Annotated in this window: 22 protein-coding genes; 10 read left to right on the forward strand and 12 right to left on the reverse strand. The window is 69.8% G+C overall.

From position 1 onward, the window contains the following. Window positions 1–93: 93 nt before the first annotated feature. From ACIHCQ_RS17485 to ACIHCQ_RS17495, 3 genes are all read right to left on the reverse strand, one after another. Complete coding sequence (locus ACIHCQ_RS17485) at window positions 94–1,308, reverse strand: DUF4032 domain-containing protein (RefSeq protein ID WP_399662824.1); 1,215 nt, start codon at window positions 1,306–1,308, stop codon at window positions 94–96. An 80-nt stretch (window positions 1,309–1,388) separates the two neighbouring features. Then, window positions 1,389–1,853 (reverse strand): hypothetical protein, encoded by a 465-nt coding sequence (locus tag ACIHCQ_RS17490; protein WP_399662826.1) that lies wholly within the window; start codon window positions 1,851–1,853, stop codon window positions 1,389–1,391. A 302-nt stretch (window positions 1,854–2,155) separates the two neighbouring features. After that, the gene (locus ACIHCQ_RS17495; protein ID WP_399662828.1) at window positions 2,156–3,844 is read right to left on the reverse strand and encodes a lysyl oxidase family protein; all 1,689 of its coding nucleotides are present in this window, start codon (window positions 3,842–3,844) and stop codon (window positions 2,156–2,158) included. A 613-nt stretch (window positions 3,845–4,457) separates the two neighbouring features. Here ACIHCQ_RS17495 and ACIHCQ_RS17500 point away from each other — a divergent pair. Next, window positions 4,458–4,859: a ChaB family protein gene (locus ACIHCQ_RS17500; protein WP_399662830.1), complete on the forward strand. Its 402-nt coding sequence runs from the start codon at window positions 4,458–4,460 to the stop codon at window positions 4,857–4,859. A gap of 40 nt (window positions 4,860–4,899) precedes the next feature. Here the strand turns inward: ACIHCQ_RS17500 and ACIHCQ_RS17505 are convergent, their stop codons facing one another. Then, complete coding sequence (locus ACIHCQ_RS17505; RefSeq protein WP_399662832.1) at window positions 4,900–5,622, reverse strand: response regulator; 723 nt, start codon at window positions 5,620–5,622, stop codon at window positions 4,900–4,902. Then, entirely contained in the window at window positions 5,619–6,797 is a 1,179-nt protein-coding gene (locus ACIHCQ_RS17510; protein WP_399662834.1) for a sensor histidine kinase, read from the reverse strand. The genes ACIHCQ_RS17505 and ACIHCQ_RS17510 overlap by 4 nt, the downstream gene beginning before the upstream one ends. A 112-nt stretch (window positions 6,798–6,909) precedes the next feature. Between ACIHCQ_RS17510 and ACIHCQ_RS17515 the strand changes: the two genes are divergently transcribed. Genes ACIHCQ_RS17515 through ACIHCQ_RS17525 form a run of 3 tightly spaced genes read left to right on the forward strand, consistent with a single transcriptional unit; the run spans window position 6,910 to window position 10,174 of the window. After that, window positions 6,910–7,839: an ATP-binding cassette domain-containing protein gene (locus tag ACIHCQ_RS17515; protein WP_399662836.1), complete on the forward strand. Its 930-nt coding sequence runs from the start codon at window positions 6,910–6,912 to the stop codon at window positions 7,837–7,839. Further along, window positions 7,836–9,368 carry an ABC transporter permease subunit gene (locus ACIHCQ_RS17520; RefSeq protein WP_399662838.1) on the forward strand — a complete coding sequence of 511 codons (1,533 nt, stop codon included), beginning with the start codon at window positions 7,836–7,838 and terminating at the stop codon, window positions 9,366–9,368. The genes ACIHCQ_RS17515 and ACIHCQ_RS17520 overlap by 4 nt, the downstream gene beginning before the upstream one ends. Next, window positions 9,365–10,174 (forward strand): ABC transporter permease, encoded by an 810-nt coding sequence (locus ACIHCQ_RS17525; protein ID WP_399662840.1) that lies wholly within the window; start codon window positions 9,365–9,367, stop codon window positions 10,172–10,174. The genes ACIHCQ_RS17520 and ACIHCQ_RS17525 overlap by 4 nt, the downstream gene beginning before the upstream one ends. On the opposite strand, the gene grpE is transcribed toward ACIHCQ_RS17525, so the two are convergent. After that, on the reverse strand, window positions 10,155–10,880 hold the full coding sequence (gene grpE / locus ACIHCQ_RS17530) for a nucleotide exchange factor GrpE (protein ID WP_399662842.1): 726 nt from the start codon (window positions 10,878–10,880) through the stop codon (window positions 10,155–10,157). The two genes, ACIHCQ_RS17525 and grpE, sit on opposite strands and share 20 nt — an antisense overlap. Beyond that, entirely contained in the window at window positions 10,877–12,751 is a 1,875-nt protein-coding gene (gene dnaK, locus ACIHCQ_RS17535; protein ID WP_399662844.1) for a molecular chaperone DnaK, read from the reverse strand. Before dnaK ends, grpE begins: the two co-directional genes overlap by 4 nt. 248 nt (window positions 12,752–12,999) lie before the next feature. Between dnaK and ACIHCQ_RS17540 the strand changes: the two genes are divergently transcribed. Further along, complete coding sequence (locus tag ACIHCQ_RS17540; protein ID WP_399662846.1) at window positions 13,000–13,428, forward strand: Hsp20/alpha crystallin family protein; 429 nt, start codon at window positions 13,000–13,002, stop codon at window positions 13,426–13,428. A 50-nt stretch (window positions 13,429–13,478) separates the two neighbouring features. On the opposite strand, the gene ACIHCQ_RS17545 is transcribed toward ACIHCQ_RS17540, so the two are convergent. Continuing rightward, window positions 13,479–14,918, reverse strand: coding sequence for a lipase maturation factor family protein (locus ACIHCQ_RS17545; protein WP_399662848.1), 1,440 nt, complete (start codon window positions 14,916–14,918; stop codon window positions 13,479–13,481). Between the two features lie 202 nt (window positions 14,919–15,120). Here ACIHCQ_RS17545 and ACIHCQ_RS17550 point away from each other — a divergent pair, with 202 nt between their 5' ends. From ACIHCQ_RS17550 to ACIHCQ_RS17560, 3 genes are all read left to right on the forward strand, one after another. Beyond that, complete coding sequence (locus tag ACIHCQ_RS17550; protein ID WP_399662850.1) at window positions 15,121–15,345, forward strand: DUF1918 domain-containing protein; 225 nt, start codon at window positions 15,121–15,123, stop codon at window positions 15,343–15,345. 75 nt (window positions 15,346–15,420) lie between these two features. Next, a complete protein-coding gene (locus ACIHCQ_RS17555; RefSeq protein WP_399662852.1) occupies window positions 15,421–15,816 on the forward strand; it encodes a J domain-containing protein in 396 nt (131 codons plus the stop codon). A gap of 267 nt (window positions 15,817–16,083) precedes the next feature. Further along, entirely contained in the window at window positions 16,084–16,458 is a 375-nt protein-coding gene (locus ACIHCQ_RS17560; RefSeq protein ID WP_399662854.1) for a hypothetical protein, read from the forward strand. A 30-nt stretch (window positions 16,459–16,488) separates the two neighbouring features. Here ACIHCQ_RS17560 and ACIHCQ_RS17565 read toward each other — a convergent pair whose 3' ends face one another. Both ACIHCQ_RS17565 and ACIHCQ_RS17570 read right to left on the reverse strand, forming a co-directional pair. After that, a complete protein-coding gene (locus ACIHCQ_RS17565) occupies window positions 16,489–17,748 on the reverse strand; it encodes a PP2C family protein-serine/threonine phosphatase (protein ID WP_399662856.1) in 1,260 nt (419 codons plus the stop codon). A 227-nt stretch (window positions 17,749–17,975) separates the two neighbouring features. Continuing rightward, entirely contained in the window at window positions 17,976–18,398 is a 423-nt protein-coding gene (locus ACIHCQ_RS17570; protein WP_399662858.1) for an Hsp20/alpha crystallin family protein, read from the reverse strand. 278 nt (window positions 18,399–18,676) lie between these two features. Between ACIHCQ_RS17570 and ACIHCQ_RS17575 the strand changes: the two genes are divergently transcribed. Next, complete coding sequence (locus ACIHCQ_RS17575) at window positions 18,677–19,654, forward strand: SAM-dependent methyltransferase (protein WP_399662860.1); 978 nt, start codon at window positions 18,677–18,679, stop codon at window positions 19,652–19,654. 115 nt (window positions 19,655–19,769) lie between these two features. Beyond that, window positions 19,770–20,768: a zinc-binding alcohol dehydrogenase family protein gene (locus tag ACIHCQ_RS17580; protein ID WP_399663080.1), complete on the forward strand. Its 999-nt coding sequence runs from the start codon at window positions 19,770–19,772 to the stop codon at window positions 20,766–20,768. A 36-nt stretch (window positions 20,769–20,804) separates the two neighbouring features. On the opposite strand, the gene ACIHCQ_RS17585 is transcribed toward ACIHCQ_RS17580, so the two are convergent. After that, window positions 20,805–21,620: a rhomboid family intramembrane serine protease gene (locus ACIHCQ_RS17585; RefSeq protein WP_399662862.1), complete on the reverse strand. Its 816-nt coding sequence runs from the start codon at window positions 21,618–21,620 to the stop codon at window positions 20,805–20,807. A gap of 122 nt (window positions 21,621–21,742) precedes the next feature. Then, the gene (locus tag ACIHCQ_RS17590; RefSeq protein WP_399662864.1) at window positions 21,743–23,185 is read right to left on the reverse strand and encodes a family 43 glycosylhydrolase; all 1,443 of its coding nucleotides are present in this window, start codon (window positions 23,183–23,185) and stop codon (window positions 21,743–21,745) included.

The raw sequence follows: 23,185 nt of genomic DNA on the forward strand, positions 1-23,185 counted from the left end.
CGTTCCGATCCGTCACCCACGCGGGCGCGAACGCCGCGATGGCCGACGAGGACATCGCGACCCGGTTGCTGGAGCGGCCCGGCAGCGGGTGGCTCAGGCCTCCGTGCCGTGGTTCAGCACCGTACGTATGTAGTCGGCGACCGTGACATCCAGACCCACGTCGTGCCCGGCCTGTTCCGACATCAGCCAGCGGTGCTCCAGCAGTTCGTAGTAGAGCTGCGCCACGTCCATGGAGCCGCGCAGTTCCAGGGGAACGGCTCGTACGGTCGGCCGGAAGACGTCGCGGACCCAGCGGTGGGCGAGCACCTCCGGGCGTGCGCCGAGGGGGTCGCCGGGCGCGTAGTCGTCCTGTGAGGCCATCCAGGCCTCCAGGTCGTTGAGGAGGCTGCGCGCCTGGTTCTCCTCCGCGTCCATGCCGGTCAGCCGCAGCAGCTGCCGCTGGTGGTGCCCGGCGTCCACGACCTTCGGCAGGAAGGTGATCTTGTCCCCGTCGGGTGAGCGCTGGATCTGCATTTCGGCCACGTCGAAACCGAGGTCGTTGAGGCGGCGGACCCGGCGGTCGATGTAGTGCCGCTTGTCGGGCGGGTAGACCGACTGGCGGGTCAGCTCGTGCCACAGTTCCGTGTACCGCTCGGCGATGGCCTGGCCGAAGAGAACCGGGTCCACCGACGGATGCAGGGACCCGCCCGCCTCCAGGTCCATCAGCTCGCCCGCGATGTTCACCCGCGCGACCTCCACGTCGTACTCCCGCTGCCCGTGGGTGAGCCGCGGCTGGAGCTGCCCCGTCTCGGCGTCCACGAGGTACGCCGCGTACGCGCCCGCGTCGCGCCGGAAGAGGGTGTTGGACAGCGAGCAGTCGCCCCAGGCGAAGCCGGTGAGGTGCAGTCGTACCAGCAGCACGGCGAGCGCGTCGAGCAGCCGCTTGATCGTGGTGGGGCGCATTGTCGTCTCGAACATCGAGCGATACGGCAGCGAGCCCTTGAGGTGGCGCGTCACCAGGACCGGCTCCAGTGGCTCACCGTGGGCGTCGGTGCGGCCGGTCACCACCGCCACCGCGTCGACCGCGGGCATGGCGAGCCGGTCGAGGTCCCGCAGCAGCCCGTACTCCCGTACGGCCGCCCACTCGCCGACCTCCTTGACCGCGACCACTTCGTCGCCCGCCCGCGCGAACCGTACGACATGGCGGGAGATGCCACGCGGCAGGGAGACCAGGCACTCGTCCGGCCATTCCTCCAGCGGGAGGCTCCACGGCAGATCGAGAAGGGCGGCCGGGTGCTCGGGCGAGGTCGCGGTGATCTGCAGGTCCATGGCACAACAGTCTGCGGCAGGGGACGCGGCGCCGAGCGAGCGGGTCTCCCCTCTACGGGGTCCGTTCTAAGGGGTGTCCGTCATCTGAAGGGCGCCGGCTGTCTTACGCGCGGTCCCGCGGCCGCTCTCCGGCGGCCCGCGGGAGGCGCCATCACCCGGGGAACGGCCCGGTGCATACGGAGCGCGTCGACCGACTCCGCGAGGAACTCGTACTCGGTCACCTCGTCATGGACCGCGACCCGGATGAGCCGGCCGGCGGAGAGCTGTTCGGCGACTCTGTTCTGGCAGGCGGGGTCGTCACGCCAGCCGCGCAGCAGATCCGGCACATCGGGGACGTGCGCCCCTACCAGAGAGAGCGCCTGGGCCGGTAAGTACGGGCACTCGGGGCTGGGGTCGAGTCTCTCGGCTATCCACGTCGCGCGGTCACGCAGCCACCACAGCGCGAGCGGCAGAGTGGGAGCGCGATACGTACCCAGCGGTACGCCGATACGCTGCCCGCCGGCCACCCCGTAAGCGGTGACGTGACACAGGAATTCGTCATGCACGGCTGCTCTCCTTGCACCGTTTTCGTCGCGGGGCGGCCACGGCCGCCAGGTCACTGCCTCGATGTGGCGCGCGTATGGAGGAGTCGGTCCCGGGAGAGCGATTTGTTCAATCTTGGATGGCCTCAGCCAATGAGTATCCCCCTGACCGGAAACCTGTCACCACAAGGTTCCGGGCAGATCTGAGGCAATTTCAGGAGACTTATTGGCTGGAAATATTCGCATGCTTCGGCTCGGGCCCGGTCACGCGCGAGCGCGGCCGGGCCCGAGCCTTCACAGGGTTTGGTCGGTCTGTCCAGGGGCGGTCAGGGAGCGTCGACCAGGTCGTACGGGGGCACGGTCACCTCACGGGCGCCCGCCTCGCCACTCAGTACAACCTTGCGGAGCGCGACGTTGTTGGTCAGGTCGGTCTCCTGCAGCCGCTGCTCGGGGTTGGCGATCACCTGGATGTAGTAGGTGCCGTTCGGCAGATCGGTGACGTCGAAGGACTGGCCGGGCAGGTACTGGGTGTACGTGTCACCGGAGCCGACATCGAGCACTTCCCGGACGGAGATCGAGCTCTGCTGGCCACACGCGGTGGACAGGTCGGTGTTCTGCGGATGCCAGTTGGCGTTCTTCACCGTGTAGTCGATGGCGTCGGTGTTGGCCAGGCAGAAGGCCTCCTTGCCACTGCGCACGATCTCGCTCTGGTCGGCGCTCAGCAGGCGGTAACTGGCGAAGTCGGTGAAGTGCCAGTGCTCGTGGCCGGCGCGCGCGTCCCACTCCATGGTGCCGGTGGGCGTGTAGCCGATCTGCTTTCCGGCGGCGTCGTAGAAGTACTGATAGGCGTCCATCAGGTCCTTGCCGGGAGCGCGGAAACCGTCCACGACCAGGGGCGCGGGTCCCGCGTTCCACACATTGGCGCTGAAGACCATGTAGTCCTTGCCCGGCGCGTCGCCTTCCTCGCCGTCGGAGATGCCGACGTCCCAGGCGGGCAGCGAGCGGAGGTCGGGCTTGGGCACGTCCGGGACGCTCGCCCGGCCCGTCGGGCGCTGCGCGTTGGGCTTCCGCGCGGGCGCGATCCGGGAGCCGTCGGTGTGTCCGGGACCGTCACCCAGGTGCTGTGCCGCGCGGCCCTTCTTGAGCGCGTACGGCAGTGCGGGCGGTGCGGGCGCGTCGGCTCCGCGGTCCTCCTGGTACGCGTGGCCCGAGCCACTCGTGGCCTGCCCCGGCGAGGCCGTATGGCCGGAGTGTCCGCCGGCCATGGATCCGTGCGCGCCGGTGGCCGCCCGGCCCTTGCCGCCCTCGCCGTCGCGGACGGTCACCTTGAGCGTCTGGGTCTCGTTCGGAAGGTTGAAGAAGTCCCGGTAGGCCTTCGTCACGGACAGTTTGGCGGTGTATTCACCGACCTCCAGATCGACCGGCTCGGAGTAGTGGCCCGCGTAGGTGTTGGACGCCCAGCCGTTCTCGACGCCCCATACCGAGCCCAGCGTGAAGGGGTTGGTCGGACAGCTCTCGGGATACTTCGAGGTGGCCGGGGCGTCGGGCCGGATCCGCCCGGACGCGTTGTTCGGGCAGAAGGTCTCCGTCGTCTTCGTCACCGTCTTGCCGGTGGCGTCGGTGAGGGTGATCTCAAGGAAGTCCGACAGGCCGGAGAAGTCCTTCGTCAGGCTCGCCGGGAGGGTCCTGGTCCGGGTTTTCGTCCCCTCGCGGATGATCTGCTTGACGAGGACAGGGTCCTTGTAGGACTTGCGTGTCGCCTTGAACTCCAGGGGTCCGCCCTCGGCGGTGACATAGGTGCCGAGGTCCAGGAAGACACCGCCGGGTTCCCCTTCTCCCCAGTCCCACCGGTCGAGGGTGACCGAGGTGGAGGCGGCGATGAGGCTGAGCTTGGGCGCTTTCGGCGCCACCGAACGGACGACAGGCGCGGCGGCAGCCACGCCCGCGACCACGGTGAGCGCGGCGGAGGCGGCGAGTGCGGAACGCCATATGCGATTGCGGTGAGGTCTCGTCATTGTTCCTCGGTTCCTCGGTTCCTCGCTTGCGAGTGCGACTGATGCGACTGATACGTCGGGCATCTGGCGTGTGAGATCGAGTGCGCGCGCCAGGGGTTGTCTGTCGGCTCGCAAGTCATGGATCGTTGTCCGAAAACCGTTCGTGAATCGTGGAACAAGCCGTTGCTGTGCCATTTCCGTCCTGGGACGGGGCGGCTGTGGTAATGCACGGAAGGACCGCCTCGCCCCGCGGGGGGAGGCGGTCCTTGTCGACCCGGTCGGTCGCTCAGTCGCTCTGGGGGCGCTCGCTCTTCGGGCCCCGGCCGCGCTCGGTCGCGGGCCCCGGCTGCGCCAGTCGTCTTCTTCCTGGAGGGTCCTGGTGGCCTCCTCATTGGCCTGCTGGTCGCTCATACCACTGCCCTCGGCGTCCTTGCGAAGCCGGGCACGCCGAGTGTCGTAGCGCTTGCTGCCGGGCTCGGGCACGGTAACCACCTCCTTGCGCGTGCGGGTGCCCCCCCGCGCCTGACCGGCAAACGCTCGCGGAGGCCGCCCCCCTGGTTTCCGGGGACGTGCGCGGGGCACCCGTATCGCGTTCTCATATCTGCCGATTGTTCAGGGATGGGGGGTGAGTCACGTGCCGGGACGGGAAGAACTGCCGTCGACTCTGGAACGGTCGCCCGACGAAGCGCAGCGCACCTGGATCAAGGCGCATGACTCCGCTGTGGAGCAGTACGGCGAGGGCCAGCGGGCGCACCGGGTGGCTTACAGCGCGCTCAAGCACACCTACGAGAAGGTCGGAGACCGCTGGGAGCGCAAGGAGGCGCAGCGCAAGGGACCCTCCGATCCGAAGGCGGCGCGGCCTCGCCAGCAGGGCGGGCGCAGCGGTGAAGGCGTCGACGAGCAGGCGTCGAAGCAGCATCTCTACGACTTGGCCAAGCGGCTCGGTATCGAGGGGCGCTCGCATATGACCAAATCCGACCTGTTGGACGCCATCCGCAAGGCGAACCGCTCGAAGACCCGCGAGGCCAGGAGCTGAGGCAAGGAGCTGAGGCCGGGCGCCAGACGTGACGACCTGGTCAGCTGATCCCCGAGCGCGGCACCACGAGCCCCGACTCGTACGCCGTCACCACCGCCTGGGTGCGGTCGCGCAGGCCGAGCTTCGCCAGGACACGGCTCACATGGGTCTTCACCGTCTCCTCGCTGACATGCAGCCGCGCGGCGATCTCCGGGTTGGACAGCCCCTCGGCGATCAGCCGCAGCACCTCCGTCTCGCGCGGGGTCAGCGCGCCCAGCCCGGCCTGCCGGGCCGTGTCGCGGGCGAGTGCCGGTCGCAGGCGCGCGAACTCCGCGATCAGGCGGCGGGTCACGGTCGGGGCGAGCAGCGCCTCGCCCGACGCCACCACCCGTACGGCGTCGAAGAGACGCTCCGCGGTGACGTCCTTGAGCAGAAAGCCGCTCGCCCCCGCGCCCAGCGCGTCGTACACATGCTCGTCCAGGTCGAAGGTGGTCAGGATCAGGACCCGGACGGCGGAGGCGGCCGTGGTGATCCGGGCGGTCGCCTCGATGCCGTCCATGACCGGCATCCGGACATCCATCAGGACGAGGTCGGGGCGCAGCTCGCGGCAGACCGCCACCGCCTCGGCGCCGTCGCCCGCCGTGCCGACGACCGTGAAGTCCGGTTGGGTGGCGAGCAGCCCGGCGAAGCCCGCGCGTACCACCTCGTGGTCATCCACGACCACGATGCGGACCGGCGCGCCCGGCGTGCCCGCGGTCGGCGTGCCTGTGGTCGGCGTGGTCATACGGTGCTCCCTTCGGTGACGGTGGGCAGCGCCGCCTCCACCAGGAAGCCGCCGCCCCGCGCGGGCCCGGTGCGCAGCGTCCCGCCGACGGTCGCCGCGCGTTCGCGCATGCCCAGCAGGCCGTGGCCGTCGCTCTTGCCCGGCGGACTCGGACCGTTGTCGCGGATACGCAGATGCAGCGTGTCGTCGGTGTAGCCGAGCTCGATGTCGACGGCGGCCCCGGGCGCGTGCCGACGGGCGTTGGTGAGGGCCTCCTGCACAATGCGGTACGCGGTCAGCTCGACGCCCGGGTCCAGCGGGCGCACCGTGCCGCGGACGATCAGGCGGGTGCCGGAGCCCGCGGCGTCCCGGGCCTCGTCGACGAGTTCGTTGAGCTGCTGCAGGCCCGGCTGGGGGCGGCGCGTGGGCGTGGTCCCGGCGTCCTCCCGCAGTACGCCCAACAGGCGCCGCATCTCGGTGAGCGCGGCGCGCGCGGTGTCGCCGATCGCCCGCAGGCGTACCGCGCCCGCCGCGGGCAGGCCGGGCGTGGTGAGCCGGGCCGTCTCCGCCTGTACGGAGATCATCGAGATGTGGTGGGCGACGACATCGTGCAACTCACGGGCGATACGGGCCCGCTCACCGCGCGCCGCGTGTTCGAGGAGGGTCTCGGCGATGGCCTGCTCGGTGGCCGAATGCACCAGGGCCTCTCCACGCGCCCGCCGCGCCAGGCCCGCCCCGGCAGCCGCCGTCGCGGACGTGGCCACCAGCACGGCGAGGACACGAGGGGCGACGGCCGACGACACCGAGGCGGCCATGGCGTGCCCGACAAACGGCAGCGGCAGGAGCACGGCGAGCAGGCGCGGCCCGCGCCGGGCCGCCCCGTACAAGGAGAGCAGCAGAGCGGGCAGAGCTGCCGCGGTGAACACCTCGAACGGGGCAAGCGACAGAGCCCCTGCCACCGTGAGGGTCACCGCGACCGCCGCCGGATACACCCGCAGCAGCGCGAGGGGCGCGGTGGTGCCCAGGCTCAGCAGCAGCACGAGCGGCAGGTCGGCCTCCGGCCCGGTGCGCAGGATCACCTCGCACGCGGCGCACAGCGCCAGCAGCGCGGCGGCTCTCGCCGGTGTCTCCGGCGCGTTCGTCATCCGCCGCAGCCTCCGCGCCACCAGCGCGGTTCTCGGCTTCACCCATGTCATCGCTGCCATTGTCGCCGGGCAGCCGCCGGGCGGAGTCCCTCGCACGGGGGATACGAAGACGGCTCTCACCCGTGACGACCCGCGGGCCGCCCGGTCCCTAGCCTCGCTTCTCATGGAAGCAACCATCCAAGTACAAGGGCTGCGCAAGCGCTTCGGGACCGTCACCGCGCTCGACGACATGTCCTTCACCGTTCTGCCGGGGCAGGTCACCGGTTTCGTCGGCCCCAACGGGGCCGGCAAGTCCACCACGCTGCGCGTGATCGTGGGACTCGACGCCCCCGACGCGGGCGCCGCCCTGATCGGCGGGCAGCGCTACTCCTCGCTGCGTACGCCACTGAGCCACGTCGGGGCACTGCTGGACGCCACCGCCGTGCACCCCGGCAGGCGAGGCCGCGACCATCTGCTGTGGCTCGCCCACTCCCACGCGCTGCCGGTACGGCGGGTGGACGAGGTCCTGGAGCTGGTGGGCCTCGCGGAGGCGGGACGACGACGGGCGGGCGGCTACTCCCTCGGCATGCGCCAGCGGCTCGGCATCGCCACCGCCCTGCTCGGCGATCCGCCCGTGCTGATGCTGGACGAACCCGTCAACGGCCTCGACCCGGAAGGGATCCGCTGGATCAGGGGCTTTCTGCGGCGGCTGGCGGGCGAAGGACGCGCCGTGCTCGTCTCCAGCCATCTGATGAGCGAACTGGAGGACACCGCCGACCATCTGGTGGTGGTCGGCCGCGGCAAGGTGATCGCCGACACCAGCGTGCGGGAGCTGCTCGCCACCGCCTCCGGGGACCGTGTCGCCCTGCGTACGAGCGCCCGCACCCGGGCCATGACCGTACTCGCGGGCGCGGGGGCGACCGTTGCCGCCACCGGGCGGGAGACCCTCACCGTCTCCGGGCTGCCCGCCGAGCGGGTGGTGGAGCTGCTCGCCCGGGACCAGGTGCCCTTCGCCGAGGTCGCCGCGCACCGCGCGACCCTCGAAGAGGCGTACATGGAGCTCACCGCGGACGCGGTCGAGTTCGCCGCCGAGGCCGGGGAGCAAGCCCGATGACCACCATGACCCCCTCGCCCTACCGCTCCACACTGCCGCCGACCCGGGACGGCTTCCCGCAGCTGCTGCACGCCGAGTGGACCAAACTGCGCACGATCGGCCGCTGGACCCTCACCCTGCTCGCCGCGGCCGTGCTGACCGTACTGATCTCCGTCATCTCCGCCACCGGCGCGAGCTTCCAGCGGGCACCCGTGCCGTCGGAGTCGGGCGCCGCACCGCCCGAGCCCGGTACGGGCCCGGACGGACTGATCGTGCAGGACGCCTTCCGCTTCGTCCACCAGCCGCTCACCGGGGACGGCTCCATCACCGCCCGTGTCTCGGGCCTCACCGGCGAGGACGGAGAGAGCCCTGGCTGGGCCAAGGCCGGTCTCATCGTCAAACAGAGCACCAAGCCGAGCGCGCCGTACGCGGCCGTGATGATCACCCCGGGACACGGGGTGCGGATGCAGTCCAACTTCACCCACGACACCGCGGGCAGCGCGGCGTCCGCGGACACCCCGCGCTGGCTGCGCCTGACCCGTACGGGAACGAGCCTGACCGGCTACGAGTCCGCCGACGGCGCCACATGGCAGAAGATCGGCACCGTCCGGCTCGCCGGACTGCCGGACACCGCCGAGGCCGGGATGTTCGTCGCGTCCCCCAACGCCGAGGAGGCGAACGCGTCCTCCGGCTCGGTCTCCTTCCCCACCCGCTCCACGGCGGTCTTCTCGGACGTGACCCGGACGGGCGGCGGGGGACAGGGCTCCTGGCAGAACACGGATGTCGGCGAAACCCCAGCCGGCAGTGGTGAGTCGCGGCGGACCGCGGGCACCTCCACCTCCACCTTCACCGTCACCGGGTCCGGCGACATCACCCCCCATCAGCCGCGCTTGGACCTTGCCGTGGTGGGGCTGAGCGGCAGCCAGCTGGGCCTGGTGCTCTTCGCCGCGCTGGGCGTGCTGTTCATCACCGCCGAGTACCGGCGCGGCATGATCTGCACCACCCTGTCCGCCAGCCCGCGCCGCGGCCGGGTGCTCGTGGCGAAGGCCGTCGTGATCGGCGGCGCGACCTTCGGCGCCGGACTGATCGCCGCCATCGTCTCGTTCCTCCTGACCCAGCCGATCCTGCGCGAGAAGGGGCACAAGCTCCCCTACTTCCCCGAACTGTCCCTCACCGACGGTCCGGTGCTGCGGGCCGTGGTCGGCACCGCCGCGTTGCTGGCACTCGTCGCCGTGTTCGCCCTGGGCGTCGGCGCACTGCTGCGGCACACCGCGGCGGCCATCACCGTCGTCGTCGTCCTCGTCGTGCTGCCGCTGATCCTGGTCTCCGGGCTGCCGCTGTCGACCGCCCAGTGGGTGCAACGCCTCACTCCTGTCGCCGGGTTCGCCATTCAGCAGACCACGCCGCGCTACGACTTCACGGGCCAGGCGTGCCTTCCCGGGGAAGGCTGCTATCCCCAGGGCCCGTGGTGGGGTCTCGCCGTCCTGGGTCTGTACGCCGCCGTGGCGCTCGGCCTCGCGGTGTGGCGGCTGCGCAGGAGGGACGCGTGAGGGACGCCGTACACGCCGCCGTACACCCCGCGCACGCCATACGCGCGGTACACGCCGAGTGGACCAAACTCCGTACGCTGCCCAGCACCTGGTGGCTGATCGTGGTCACCGTCGCGCTCACGGTCGCCCTGGGCGCGGCGGCCACCGCCTCGCTGTCCGCGGCACCCTGCCCGGATGCGGGCGGCTGCCGCGAGGACACCGTGAAACTCGCGCTGACCGGGGTCTGGCTCGGCCAGTCGGCGGTCGTGGTCCTCGCGGTGCTCGCGATGAGCGGCGAATACGTCACCGGCACCATCCGTACGAGCCTGACCGCACTGCCGAACCGCCTGCGCCTGCTGGCCGCCAAAGCCGCGGTCGTCACCGCGGCGGCCGTCGCCGCGGGCACGCTCGGCGTGGCCGGCTCGCTCGTCGCCGGACGCTTCGCGCTGCCCACGGACGGGTTCGACCCGCTGCCGCTCGACGAGGGCGCCACGCTGCGCGCCGCCGTCGGCACGGTGCTCTACCTGGCGCTGATCGCGCTGCTCAGCCTCGGTGTCGCGGCGGCGCTGCGGGACACGGCCGCGGCTGTCACCTGCGTACTGACTCTGCTGTACGCCTTCCCGATCCTGGCGGGGCTCCTCTCGGACCCGGACTGGGAGGAGCGCGCCAGGCGGTTCGGCCCCGCGACGGCGGGCATGGCCATCCAGGCCACGCGCGACCTCGACCAGCTGCCGATCGCGCCCTGGCCGGGTCTCGCGGTCCTCGCCGCCTATGCGGTGGTGGCCCTGGGCGTGGGAGGAGCGCTGCTCAGGGCGCGGGACGCGTAGGCGCCGAGGCGTGCGCGGCAGCGGCGGGCGGTCCGGACACCGATACCTGCGCGGGCCGCAGGAGCTGGTCGCCGACGCGGTAGCCGCTCCGTAGCACCTCGGTACAGATGGGCTGAGTGGCGTCGTTGTCCTGGGTGTACTGGGTGTAGGTGACCGCCTCGTGTGTCATGGGGTCGAAGGGCTCGCCCGGTTCACCGACCGGCTGGAGGCCCAGCGCGGCCAGCTGTCTTTCGAGCGCGTCGACGATGGCCGTGAGACCGCCGGTGACCTCGCCGTGTTCCCGTGCCTGTGCGACGGCGTCCAGGACCGGCAGCAGCCCGGCGAGCACATTGGCCACGGCGATCTCCCGTACCGCGAGGCGATCGCGGTGCACCCGCTTGCGGTAGTTGTCGTACTCGGCCTTGAGCCGCTGCAGATCCGCGGTCAGTTCAGCGACCCGGTCCCGCAACTGCTGGACCTGGGGCGGGGGCGCGCCGGCGTCGGTACCGGGTCCCGCGAGGTTCGCGGGGCCCGCGCCGCCGGTGAGCATCGCGGCCCCTGCCTTCTCTTCCTTCTTCTCTCCGGGCTTCTTCTCTTCGGGCTTCCTCTCTTCGGAGGACCCGCGCCGCAGTTCGAGGGTGACCGGGTCGATCCTGCGTTTGTCGTGCACGCTCAGCGAGGGGCGCTCCTCCCGGTCCTTGGGGGTCGGCTTCTTCGACGCGCTCATCCGGCCCCTCCCTTCTGCTCCTCATCCACGATCTCCGCATCGACGACGTCCTCCTCGCCCTGGCCGCCTTGGCCCTGCGCCTGGCCTTCGCCAGTGGTGGCGCCCGCGCCACCGGCCTCACGCTGGCTCTGCGCGTACATGGCCGTGCCGATCTTCTGCGCGACCGCGGTGACCTTCTCGATGGAGGTGCGGATCGCCGCGGTGTCGTCGCCCTTCAGCTTCTCCTTCAGGTCCCCGACGGCCGTCTCGACCTCGGACTTCACATCCGCCGGCACCTTGTCCGGGTTGTCCCGCAGCAGCTTCTCCGTCTGGTAGACGAGGCCCTCGCCCTGGTTGCGGGTCTCGGCCGCCTCCTTGCGGCGGCGGTCCTCGTCCGCGTGCTGCTCGGCCTCCCGCACCATGCGGTCGATGTCGTCCCTGGGCAGCGAGGAGCCGCCGGTGACGGTCATCTTCTGCTCCTTGCCGGTTCCGAGGTCCTTGGCTCCGACGTGCATGATGCCGTTGGCGTCGATGTCGAAGGTGACCTCGATCTGCGGCACGCCGCGCGGGGCGGGCGGCAGACCGGTCAGCTCGAACATGCCGAGCTTTTTGTTGTACGCCGCGATCTCGCGCTCGCCCTGGTAGACCTGGATCTGCACGGACGGCTGGTTGTCCTCGGCCGTCGTGAAGATCTCGGACCGCTTGGTCGGGATCGTGGTGTTGCGCTCGATGAGCTTGGTCATGATGCCGCCCTTGGTCTCAATACCGAGGGACAGCGGGGTCACGTCGAGGAGCAGTACGTCCTTGACCTCACCCTTGAGGACACCGGCCTGGAGCGCGGCACCGATGGCGACGACCTCGTCCGGGTTCACACCCTTGTGCGGGTCCTTGCCGGTCAAGTCCTTGACCAGGCCGGTCACCGCGGGCATCCGCGTGGAGCCGCCGACCAGGATCACATGGTGGATGTCGGAGACCTTGATCCCGGCGTCCTTGATCGCGTTGTGGAACGGCCCCTTGCAGCGGTCCAGCAGGTCCGAGGTGAGCTGCTCGAACTGGGCCCGGGTGAGCTTCTCGTCCAGGTGCAGCGGGCCCTCGGCCGATGCCGTGATGTAGGGCAGGTTGATCGTCGTCTCGGTGGCCGCGGACAGCTCGATCTTGGCCCGCTCGGACGCCTCGCGCAGCCGCTGGAGCGCCATCTTGTCCTTCGACAGATCGACGCCGTACCCATTCTTGAACTGCTTGACCAGGTGGTCGACGATCCGCTGATCCCAGTCGTCACCGCCCAGATGCGTGTCACCGTTGGTGGACTTCACCTCCACCAGGCCCTCGCCGATCTCCAGCAGCGACACGTCGAAGGTGCCGCCACCGAGGTCGAAGACGAGGATGGTCTGGTCGTTCTCCTTGTCGAGGCCGTAGGCCAGGGCGGCGGACGTCGGCTCGTTGATGATCCGCAGCACCTTCAGGCCCGCGATCTCACCCGCCTCCTTCGTCGCCGTGCGCTGGCTGTCGTTGAAGTACGCCGGGACGGTGATCACCGCGTCCGTCACGTCCTCACCGAGGTACGCCTCCGCGTCGCGCTTCAGCTTCTGCAGCACCCGCGCCGAGATCTCCTGGGCGGTGTACCGCTTGCCGTTGACGCTGCCCGAACTCGGAAAACGCCACTCCGCCTCCCCTATATGGCGCTTGACCGAGCGCGCGGTGAGCTCCACATTCGTGACGGCCTGGCGCTTGGCGACCTCACCGACCAGCACCTCCCCGTTCTTGGCGAAGGCGACGACGGACGGTGTGGTCCTGGCTCCTTCCGTGTTGGTGATGACGGTGGGTTCGCCGCCCTCCAGAACGCTGACGACGGAGTTGGTCGTCCCCAGGTCAATCCCCACTGCCCGTGCCATCTCCGACTCCTTCCAGGTAGTGACCAGCGCTTTTGACGGATTGCGTCGGTGCTTCCTGCATAAAACCTGAGCGTCTTGCTGTCAAGTTTTCCGGGGGTTGGCCGGGCGGACAAACACCGAAAAGTTTCATCTCCACCAATCTTGGGTCGATTCGTGCGAATCGGGAACCCGGCGGGTGGTCGGCGGATCCCTTCCGGCCCGGCCCGGCCCGGCCCGGCCCGTAGTTCTGACCTTGGAGTGAGTGATCAATGATGCTGATGCGTACCGACCCGTTCCGTGAACTTGACCGGCTCACCCAGCAGCTCCGGGGGACGGTCAGCCGCCCGGCAGCCATGCCGATCGACGCCTACCAGCGCGAGGGCACCTTCCTGGTCCAGTTCGATCTGCCGGGCGTCGAACCCGACTCGATCGACCTGAACGTGGAGCAGAACGTCCTGACTGTCCGGGCCGAGCGGCAGGCCCCCGACGTCAAGGAAGCCGATCTGCTGGTGGCGGAGAGGCCTTCCGGTGTCTTCAGCCGGCAGCTGTTCCTCGGGGAGACCCTCGACGCCGACCGCATCGAGGCCAGTTACGACGCCGGGGTGCTGACCATACGTATTCCGGTCGCCGAACAGGCGAAGCCACGCAAGATCGCCATCAGCCGCGGCGGCGGCGGCGCCAAGGAGATCAAGCCGTAAATCAGGGCCTCGTAAACAAGACCTCGTACATCAGGGCCTCGTACCAGGGCCTAAAGACGCCCGGACCGCGCGGGAGCGACCGGGGGCACGAACTCGCCGACGAGGGTACGGTGCCACCGGTCGCCGGTCGTACGCGCCTCGCACCGGTCGGTGAAGCGGTAGCGGTAGAACCGGGCGCGCACATAGGCCGGCGGGGAGGTGGGGAAAGGGTTCGTGCGCAGCAGCTTGAGGGTGGCCGGGTCGTTGTCCAGCAGTTTGCCGATGAACGGCACGAACCAGGGCAGGGCGTAGACCGGTGAGAGCGCGGCGAACCACATCAGCCAGTCCAAGCGCAGATGGTACGGCGCGACCTGCGGCGGCAGCCGTCGTACGTCGCCCGGCTTGCCCTTGAACCCGTACTCCTGCCACCGGGTGTCCTCGGTGATCTCCGGCTCGTCGGTGCCTTCGATCACCACCTCGTGGCGCACCCGGCCGATGCTGCCGAACGCTCCATAGGTGTTGACCAGGTGCAAGGGATTGAAGGAATAGTTCATCAGCTGGTGCCGGGAGAGCAGGTTGCGGACCGGCCAGTAGCTGGCCACGGCCACCAGCGCGGTGATGGCGATGACCAGACCCTCGTACCACCCTGGAGTGGAGGCGAAGGCCGGGGGCCCCGGCATCGGCAGTGCCTCCGCGGCCACCGACCCGTCGATCGCGCTCACCGCGAGAAGAATGGTCAGCCAGTTGAGCCAGGCGAAGTTGCCGGACGCCACCAGCCAGAGCTGAGTCACCACGATGAACCCGGCGGCCACGCTCGCCGCCGGCTGCGGCGAGAACAGCGCGATGGGGGCCGCGAGCTGCGCGACATGGTTCGCCCCGGTCTCCACCCGGTGCACCGGGCCCGGCAGGCGGTGGAAGAGCCGGCTGAGCGGACCTGGCATCGGCTGGGTTTCGTGGTGGTAGTACAGGCAGGTCAGGTCGCGCCAGCAGGGATCGCCGCGCAGTTTGATCAGCCCGGCGCCGAATTCGAGGCGGAACAGCAGCCAGCGCAGCAGCCACAGCACCAGGACCGGCGGCGCGGTGCGCCCATTGCCCAGGAAGATCGCGAGGAAGCCCGCCTCCAGCAGCAGCGACTCCCACATGAAGCCGTACCAGGTCTGTCCGACGTTGACGATCGACAGGTACATCGCCCACAGGACGGCCCACAGCACCATCGACGCCCACAGCGGCACCCGGTCGGCCGCCCCGGCCACCAGCGCGGCGGACAGCGCGACACCCGTCCATGCGACGAGCGCGAAGAAACGGTCGGAGTAGTGGAGGTGGAACACGCTGGGCGACTGCCGGAACGGAACGGCCTCGGTGAACCGTGGCACCGGCAGCATTCCCCGCTCGCCGATCAGCGCCCGGAACTGGTGGGCACTGCTCAGAAACGCGATGAGATAGACGGCGGCCAGGCCCCGCTGGAACACCAGTCGGCCCAGCCAGTAGTCGGCGTCGGTGAACCACTCCACAGCGGTCCTCCTGGAGCGGCGGACCTCCCCGTACGGAAGATCTCCCCACCAGCGTGCACACCGGCTGCCCGGTACGCATCTGTTCGGCCGGCCGGGCAGGTCCCGGGTGCGGTGTGGTGGATGGCATCGGAAACTGGTGAAGGCCAGGGCACGCGAGGTGCCCGGTCGGGTGCCGCCAGGCGGGCGGCAAGAAGGAGTGACGATGCGGGCGAGCGTCGGAGATGTCCTGCGGTTCACGGGGCGCACGGTGGGCACACCCGAACACCGGGCCCGGGTGGTGGAAGTCCTCGGCACCGACGGAGCACCCCCTTACCGGGTGATGTTCGACGACGGCCACGAGGGCGAAGTCATTCCCGGACCGGACTGCGTCATCGAAAAACCCGGCGGAACACACGGCACCGCTCCACCGCCGCCTCCGGCGCCCTGAACCTTCCCGGCCTTGGCGGACCGGCACATCTGAATAAACTTGAAGAGCGTTTCAGGAAGAGCGTTTCAGCAGGAGGTGACGGCTGTGGCGGCGCTCGGGAAACGGAACCCCTACGCGGTGCTCGGCGTGGCCCTCACGGCCTCGCCCGCCGAGATCACGACCGCCTACCGGGAACTGGTCCGGGACCTGCACCCGGACGCGCATCCCCATCAGCCGGTCCGCGGCGAGCAGCTGGACGAGGTGGTGGCCGCCTATGCGACGCTGCGTGACCCCCAGCGGCGCGCGGCATACGACGCCCAGCACACTCGCGGCACTCACGCCCCGGCGCCCCCTCCGCGGCACACCCGGGCAGAGCGCCGGTACTCCGCCGGCGATGCGGGAATCGTGGTGGCACTTGGCGTCCGACTGCGCCTGCCGCGTCCGAAAGTGCCGTTGTGGGCGGGCCCGGTCCGGGTGGAACGCCCACGGTGAGACGAATGCGCGGCTCCGGGCCGCCGCCGCGCTATGAATGACCTCCTGGACGACGGGAGAGTGATGAGTGAGGTCGCTACGCCTTCACAGTGGCCCATGCAGCCGTGGCCGGAGCTGGTGGCCTGGCTGACGCTCCGGACAACGGGACGCGAGAGCTCCGGCGCGGGCGCACAGATGGTGGCTGCCACGGAAGGACCGGCCGCCGAAGAAGAACATCAGTGAACTCGCACCCATCTACGCGAGGTTCGGTCCGTCGAAGGAGACGCCATGGCCCGGGTAGTGGTGGAGGGCACGGATATTGTCGTCCGCCTGTCCTGGTGGGAGAAGGTGGCCGCACGCCGTCGTGAGGTGCGGGTCCCCGTCTCCGCGCTACGGCAGGTCCACATCGAGCCCGACTGGTGGCGGGCGCTTCGGGGTGAGGCCGGCAAGGGCGCCTGGATCCCCGCGCGGGTGTGCGTGGGGACCCGGCAGCTGCCGGAGGGCAAGGACTTCGCGGCGGTACGGGCCGCCGGTCCTGTGCTGTGCGTCGAACTGCTCCCCTCCGCGCCGTACAGCCGCCTCGCGGTTTCCGTACGCGATCCGGCGGCGGCCATGCGGGCGCTGCTGCCGCTGGTTCCCCGCGATCGCGTGGGCCGAGCGTGAAAGTCAGCGGAGGCAGAGGGCGCCATCCGCTCATTCCAGGACGGCGAGGTGGTCGTCGGCGCCCCCGCGCCACTTGATCAGAAAGAGGGTCGCGTCATCGCTGGTGCGCCCGCCGCGTTCCTCCTTCAGCGTGCGCGAGAGCCAGAGCACCTCTGCCCGCACGCTCTCCTCCCTCTGCTCGAGGCGGTTGACGCAGTCGATGAGCCGCTCCTCGCCGAACAGCTCCCCGTTGCCGTCACGTTCCTCGATCACGCCGTCGGTGTAGCACAGCACCCTGTCACCGCGCTGGAGCTGGTGCTCCCTGATCGGCGGATGATCCCCGCCGAAACCGACCGGCAGGGTGGTCGGAGCCTCCAGTTGCCCGATCACCCGGCGGTCACGGATCAGCAGCGGCATCGGGTGGCCCGCATTGACCCACTCCAGACGGCCCGTGGTGACATCCAGGTCCATCATCTGCGCGGTGACGAAGTGGTCGGGCCCGAACTGCTCCGCGATGGCCTCGTCCATGTACGCGTACTCCTCGGACAGGGTGATGCCCGCGCGTCTGGCGTGGCGGTAGGCGCCGACGGCGACGGTTGCCATGGTGGCGGCGTCCAGGCCGTGGCCCATCGCGTCGATCACGGCCGCGTGCAGGATGTTGTCGTTGAGGGCGTAGTCAAAACTGTCACCGGCGATGTTGTAGGCGGGTTCGACAGCCCCGGCCACCTGGATCTGCGGCAACGACATGGTCAGCGGCGGCAGCAGGGACCACTGCATCTCCGCGGCCACGCTCATCGGTTCACGGCGCCGCGCCTGGAAGAACCGGTCGGTGTAGGCGTGCTTGGTGACCAGCATGTCGGCGACCAGACCGGCGAGCCTGCGCAGCAGACGCCGGTCGTCGTCATCGACCGTGTCGAGGGTGAGAGCCATCACCCCCACCTCGTCACTGCCGTCCAGCAAGGGCAGGTACAGCCGTACGCCGTCGGGCTGCCGGACCTCAACAGGATCCGCACGCAGGAAAGCCGTACCGGCGGGCGAGTCACCGATCACCTGGGGCTCGCCGACATGCAGCCTCCTGCCCGGCAGCGGCACCAACAGCGCCTGCGCGTAGTCCTGCAGGAGGACCGACACCTCGCGCCCACCGATCCGGGAGACCTCCTCCGCGATCAGCGGAGCGATCAACTGCGGCGGCATCTCGTGCGCCCGGTCCAGCAGCACCCCCAGCAGCCGCTCACCGAACCCTTCCGACCGGTCGTCCGCCCTGCCCTTGCCGGGCCGCTGCGGCTCATCGCGTTCCCGAGAGGTGCGCATGCCCCGATCATCGCGCGCCCGGTCCGTACTCACCAGTCGCGCCAACGATCAATGTGCCGTCCCCCGCATCGGTCCTTCGCGGTCCTTCGCGGTCCTTCGCCTGTTCGGGCCGGGTGTGGGCCGCCGCGCCCAGCAGCGGCGCACCGTGCCGCTCAGGGGCCGCGGCCCGAGGCCCTGACTTGTCCGCCCGGGGCCCCGGGCCCTGGCCCTTCTGCCGGCTGGTGAGCTCAGCTCGTCAGCTGCTTCCGCTCACCGCTGCTGATCTCGATCTTGCGCGGCTTCGCCTGCTCGGCGACCGGGATCCGGACCGTCAGCACGCCGGCGTCATAACTGGCCTCGATCCTGTCCGACTCCAGGGTCTCACCCAGGAACAGCTGGCGGCTGAAGACACCGTACGGCCGCTCGGCCACCAGCATCTCCGGCTCCTTCGCCTCCGGCGCCCGGCGCTCCGCACGCACCGTCAGCACGTTCTGCTCGACGCTCAGGTCGATGGAGTCGGGATCGACCCCGGGCAGGTCGCAGTGAACCAGGACGGCGCCCTCGCTCTCGTAGGCGTCCATCGGCATCGACGCCGGCCGGGTGGTCACCGTGGAGAACAGCTGCTGGGTGAGCCGGTCCAGTTCACGGAAAGGATCAGTGCGCAACAGCATCGCGGATCGCTCCTTTCGGACGGTGATGGGGCCATGGAGACTGGCCCCGCCTGCTGGTTTCTCCACTAATCCATATACCTCGCATGAACTAACTTGACAATAGTCGACTCAGGTTCTGAAGGTACCCGGCTCGGAGCTCACTCTCCGCCGCCGATCGGGCGGGTTGCGAGCAGAGTTTCGGTGTGTAGTCGGTGTTCTGTCCCGGTACCCGCTTATCTGGTGCGGTGGTCTGCGCTGACACATGGCCTTCAGGCCTTCGTCTCGAACCGGACTGGTGGGTGACCGTGGTACACGAAGCGAAAAAGGACTCCTCCTACAAGGGCACGTCGTCGAAGGCGATCGTTCATCACTACGATTTCCTGGGCGATTTCTACCGGCTGACGCTCGGTCCCGAGCTCGTCTACTCCTACGGAATGTGGGAGGCGGGAGACACACTCGAATCGGCTCAACTGCGCAAGCTCGACTACCACGCCGAGGCCGCGCGCGCCGTCGGCGCGAAACGTGTGCTCGACGTCGGCTGCGGGTGGGGCAGTCTCATGCGCCGGCTGGTGGAAACGCACCACGTCGACCACGTCGTGGGGCTGACGATGAGCCCGGGCCAGGCCGCATGGGTCCGCGACCAGCAGTGGCCGGGCTGCGAGATCCGGGTCGAGAACTGGTTCGACCATGAACCGGCCGACCTCTATGACGCCATCATCGCCATTGAAGCGATCGAACACTTCGCGGGAAACACCATGTGGCGGGCCCGGCGCATCGCCCGCTACCGGGCCTTCTTCCAGCGCTGCCATTCCTGGCTGAAGCCGGCCGGGCGGCTGTCCATCCAGGCCAACACCTGGAATGACCGCGGCTGGCTCGCCTCCCTGATGCTGCCTCCACAGCAATTGGCACAGCCCGGGGAGACACCCGGCGCCAGGGAACGCCTCGGCCCCAAGGCTCTCTACGGCGGCATCAAGAATATCCGCGAGGGTCTCCACGCATCGCGGAAGGTGTTCCCCGAGTGCTTCCTGCCCACCCCGGCCGAGCTACGCGAGGCCAGCCGCGGCTTGTTCCGCGTCGAGGAGGAACGAAACGACCGGGACGACGGCGTGGCCACCGTGCAGAGCTGGCTGGAACGATCGGAGGCCAACCGGGCGCGAGGCGCCGAACTCATCGGTGAGAGCGCGGTGTCCGACATCATCAGGGAGCAGAGGACCGCACTCAGGTTCCTGCGTGAGGGTCGCTTCACCAGCGTTCGCATGGTATTCGAGAAGGCGTGACCCGCTCTCCCGCAGGCCCGGTCAGGCGCGGTCAGGCCTGTTCAGGCCCGGCCTGGAGGCAGGTGGTGGCGGCATGGACGGCTCCATTCCGACGACTCCGACGATTCCTACGACGATGCGGGCCTGGGTGGCCTCTGCCGCCCACCCCGGGGTGATCGAGTGCGCCGAGCTGCCCGTTCCGGTCCCCGAGGTGGACGAGGTGCTGGTCCGGGTGCGCGCGTGCGGGGTCTGCCGCACGGATCTCCATGTACGCGACGGAGAGCTGCCGTCCCACCGCGAGCAGGTGGTGCCGGGCCACGAGGCCGTCGGGGAGGTCGTCGCGGGCGGCGCCCGGGTGACCGGGCCGCCGGTGGTCGGCACCCGCGTGGGGATTCCCTGGCTGCGGCGCACGTGCGGGGTGTGCCGCTACTGCGCCCGCGGGCAGGAGAACCTCTGCCCCTCGTCGCTCTACACCGGCTGGGACGCCCACGGCGGATATGCCCCGTACGCCACCGTGCCCGCGGCCTACGCGTACGACCTGCCCGGCGGATACCCCGACGAAGAGCTGGCCCCGCTGCTGTGCGCCGGGATCATCGGTTACCGGGCGCTGCGCCGGGCCGACCTCCCTCCTGGCGGCCGGCTCGGCATCTACGGCTTCGGCGGCTCCGCCCATCTCACCGCCCAGGTCGCCATCGCGGAGGGCGCCGTCGTCCATGTGCTCACCCGCTCCCCGGCAGCCCGTGCGCTCGCGCTGGAGCTCGGCGCCGCCTCGGCCGGGGACACCGGGGACCGGCCGCCCGAACCGCTGGACGCGGCGATCCTCTTCGCCCCGGCGGGCGACCTCGTACCGGTGGCGCTGGAGGCACTCGACAGCGGCGGAACGCTGAGCATCGCGGGCGTGTACCTCTCCGGCATCCCGGCGCTCGACTACGCCCGGCACCTCTTCCGCGAGCGCACCGTGCGCAGCGTCACCGCCAACACGCGCCAGGACGGCCGGGACTTCTTCGCCGCGGCGGCCCGCCACCGGCTGCGGGCCACGGTGACTCCGTACGACTTCGAGCACGCGGACGCGGCGCTGGACGACCTCGCGGCGGGCCGGGTGAAGGGGGTCGCGGTGCTGCGCATGCCCGCCTGATCCCCCCCACCCCGATCCGGCCCGCCCCGATCCGGCTCAGGGCGGGAGTCTCCTCCTGCCCCACTCCAGACCCTGTGGCTGGGGCGGCGGCCGGGTTCCGGGGCGCAGCGGCAGAGCCAGCACCATTCCCGCCACGAATCCGGCCACGTGCGCCAGATAGGCCACGGTGCCCACGTCGGACACGGCGCTGCCGTACGAGTACACGGCCTGAAGCCCGAACCACATGCCCAGGACGACCCATGCGGGAAGCCGCAGCGGCAGAAGGATCAGGAACGGTACGAGCACCCACACCCTCGCCGTGGGATAGAGAACCAGATACGCGCCGAGCACCCCGGCGATGGCGCCGGACGCGCCGATCAGCGGGTCGTAGGAGGCGGCGTTGGCCAGGGCGAAGCCGTAGGCGGCCACGTATCCGCACACCCCGTAGAAGAGCAGATAGCGCACATGACCGAGCCGGTCCTCGATGTTGTTGCCGAAGATCCACAGGAACAGCATGTTGCCGAGCAGGTGCAGCCAGCTGCCGTGCAGGAACATCGAGGTCAGCACGGACAGCGGCGGCGACTTGTCGTAACCCGGGGGTCCGATTACGCAGCCGTAGCCCGACGCGTCCCGCCCCACGTCACCGTTGGGCACCAGCTCCGGCATGCGCTGGTGGATCAGCTCCTGCGGCACCGCGGCCCACCGTTCCAGGAAGGCCTGCAGCTGGCACAGCTGGCCGAGACTGGTGTCGCCGGTGACCGAACCGGCCATGCCGGGGGTGCGGAGAAAGAAGACGACGTTCGCCACGATCAGCGCGTACGTCACCCAGGGTGTACGCCGCGCCGGATTCACGTCATGAACCGGAATGACCATGGGCCCGTACCCTCCGTCGGACGTTCGGGGTTCGGTTCACCTACCCATATCGTCCCCCACCGTCACACGGGGCGGGCGAAGCCCCGTAGGCGGCTGTTGCCTACAGGGCCTGCCCACCTTCCCTACTCCGCGTAGAAGGTCGCGTCCCCTCGCGCGGCCGTGGTGGAGACAGCCTGGACGTACAGCAGGTAGTCGGCGTGCCGGACATAACGCCCGGGGTAGTTGTAGGACTCGAAGGAGACACCGGCGGTGTCGCTCAGCCCGGCGCGCTGGAAGAAGGCGGCGTCACTCTTGAAGGCGGCTGTGCCGTCGTTCTTCTCGACCCAGACCTCGAAGTTCTTGTGGCGCAGGTAGTAGCCGGGGAAGTTGGCCGATTCGAGGGAGACCGTGCCGCTGCCCGCCAGACCGGGGACGACGCGGAACTGCGAGTCGGCGAGGGTGGTCACATTCGCTTCGGTCTTCGCCCGGAACTCCCAGTGGCGGATGAAGCGGTCCGGGTTGTTGTACGAGGAGAAGCGGACCGGAGTGAGACCGTCGGCCACGGGGATGCCGAAGTTGGGCGTGCCGTCCGCGTTCCAGTACAGCTTCTGGTAGCGGGTGCGGCGGTTGGGGTCGTTGAGCGGGTCGCCGCTGATGTCTTTGTAGTTGCGGTCGTGGTAGACGAGGATGTCGCTCTTGCCGTCCGGCGAGACCGTGAAGGTGTTGTGGCCGGGGCCGTACTGGCCGGTGGCGGTGTTGCTGGTGAAGACCGGGTTGGGGGTCTTGGCCCAGGAGCCCGGGTTGAGCAGGTCGGCCGAGGCGGACGCGGTCAGCAGGCCGAGGCAGTAGTTGCTGTCGGTGGCGCTGGCCGAGTAGCTCATGAAGACCTTGCCGTTGCGCTGGATGACGGCAGGGCCCTCGTTGACCCGGTGGCCGACCGTTTCCCAGGCGTGGGTGGGTTTGGAGATCATGACCGGGGCGCCGGTGATGGCCCACGGGGAGGACATCCTGGCCAGGTAGAGGTTGGTGCCGCTGCCGACGGCCGGGTCGTTCTGCGCCCAGCTGAGGTAGCGGGTGGAGCCGACGGTGAATGTCGTGGCGTCGAGTGAGAAGGTGTCCAGCGGTGTGGCGATGCGGCCCTTCTCGGCCCAGCCGCCGGAGAGCGGGTTCGCGGCGCTGCTCTCCAGGACGTACATCCGGATCTTCCAGATGTCGCTGGAGGTGCCCGCGGCGAAGTAGACGTACCACTTGCCGTTGATGAAGTGGATCTCCGGGGCCCAGATGTGGGCGGCCATGTCGCCGCTGGCGTGCTTGGTCCAGATGGTGGTCTCCGGTGCCGTGGACAGGCCCTGGAGGGAGGTGGACCGGCGCATGACGATCTTGTCGTAGGCGGGGACGGTCGCGGTGAAGTAGTAGTAGCCGTCGGTGTGCTTGTAGATGTGCGGATCGGCGCGCTGCTGGGCGATCGGATTGGTGAAGGTCACGGCCGGTGAGGCGGGGACGGCCGCTTGGGCGGCGGTACCGGAGGTCAGCACGGCGATCGCGACGATCACCGTCATCACCACCCGGGCGATGAGGCGTCTCAT

The organism is Streptomyces sp. NPDC052236 (assembly GCF_044548015.1).
In the GTDB taxonomy this organism is placed as follows: Bacteria; Actinomycetota; Actinomycetes; order Streptomycetales; family Streptomycetaceae; genus Streptomyces.

Coding starts and splice junctions, on each gene's coding strand:
- ACIHCQ_RS17510 (WP_399662834.1), bottom strand. CDS start 6,797: ATGACATGGGTGAAGCCGAGAACCGCGCTGGTGGCGCGGAGGCTGCGG.
- grpE (WP_399662842.1), bottom strand. CDS start 10,880: ATGAGCGCGTCGAAGAAGCCGACCCCCAAGGACCGGGAGGAGCGCCCC.
- ACIHCQ_RS17585 (WP_399662862.1), bottom strand. CDS start 21,620: ATGGTCATTCCGGTTCATGACGTGAATCCGGCGCGGCGTACACCCTGG.
- ACIHCQ_RS17580 (WP_399663080.1), top strand. CDS start 19,770: ATGCGGGCCTGGGTGGCCTCTGCCGCCCACCCCGGGGTGATCGAGTGC.
- ACIHCQ_RS17590 (WP_399662864.1), bottom strand. CDS start 23,185: ATGAGACGCCTCATCGCCCGGGTGGTGATGACGGTGATCGTCGCGATC.
- dnaK (WP_399662844.1), bottom strand. CDS start 12,751: ATGGCACGGGCAGTGGGGATTGACCTGGGGACGACCAACTCCGTCGTC.
- ACIHCQ_RS17485 (WP_399662824.1), bottom strand. CDS start 1,308: ATGGACCTGCAGATCACCGCGACCTCGCCCGAGCACCCGGCCGCCCTT.
- ACIHCQ_RS17540 (WP_399662846.1), top strand. CDS start 13,000: ATGATGCTGATGCGTACCGACCCGTTCCGTGAACTTGACCGGCTCACC.
- ACIHCQ_RS17495 (WP_399662828.1), bottom strand. CDS start 3,844: ATGACGAGACCTCACCGCAATCGCATATGGCGTTCCGCACTCGCCGCC.
- ACIHCQ_RS17570 (WP_399662858.1), bottom strand. CDS start 18,398: ATGCTGTTGCGCACTGATCCTTTCCGTGAACTGGACCGGCTCACCCAG.
- ACIHCQ_RS17520 (WP_399662838.1), top strand. CDS start 7,836: ATGACCACCATGACCCCCTCGCCCTACCGCTCCACACTGCCGCCGACC.
- ACIHCQ_RS17505 (WP_399662832.1), bottom strand. CDS start 5,622: ATGACCACGCCGACCACAGGCACGCCGACCGCGGGCACGCCGGGCGCG.
- ACIHCQ_RS17560 (WP_399662854.1), top strand. CDS start 16,084: ATGGCCCGGGTAGTGGTGGAGGGCACGGATATTGTCGTCCGCCTGTCC.
- ACIHCQ_RS17550 (WP_399662850.1), top strand. CDS start 15,121: ATGCGGGCGAGCGTCGGAGATGTCCTGCGGTTCACGGGGCGCACGGTG.
- ACIHCQ_RS17515 (WP_399662836.1), top strand. CDS start 6,910: ATGGAAGCAACCATCCAAGTACAAGGGCTGCGCAAGCGCTTCGGGACC.
- ACIHCQ_RS17565 (WP_399662856.1), bottom strand. CDS start 17,748: ATGCGCACCTCTCGGGAACGCGATGAGCCGCAGCGGCCCGGCAAGGGC.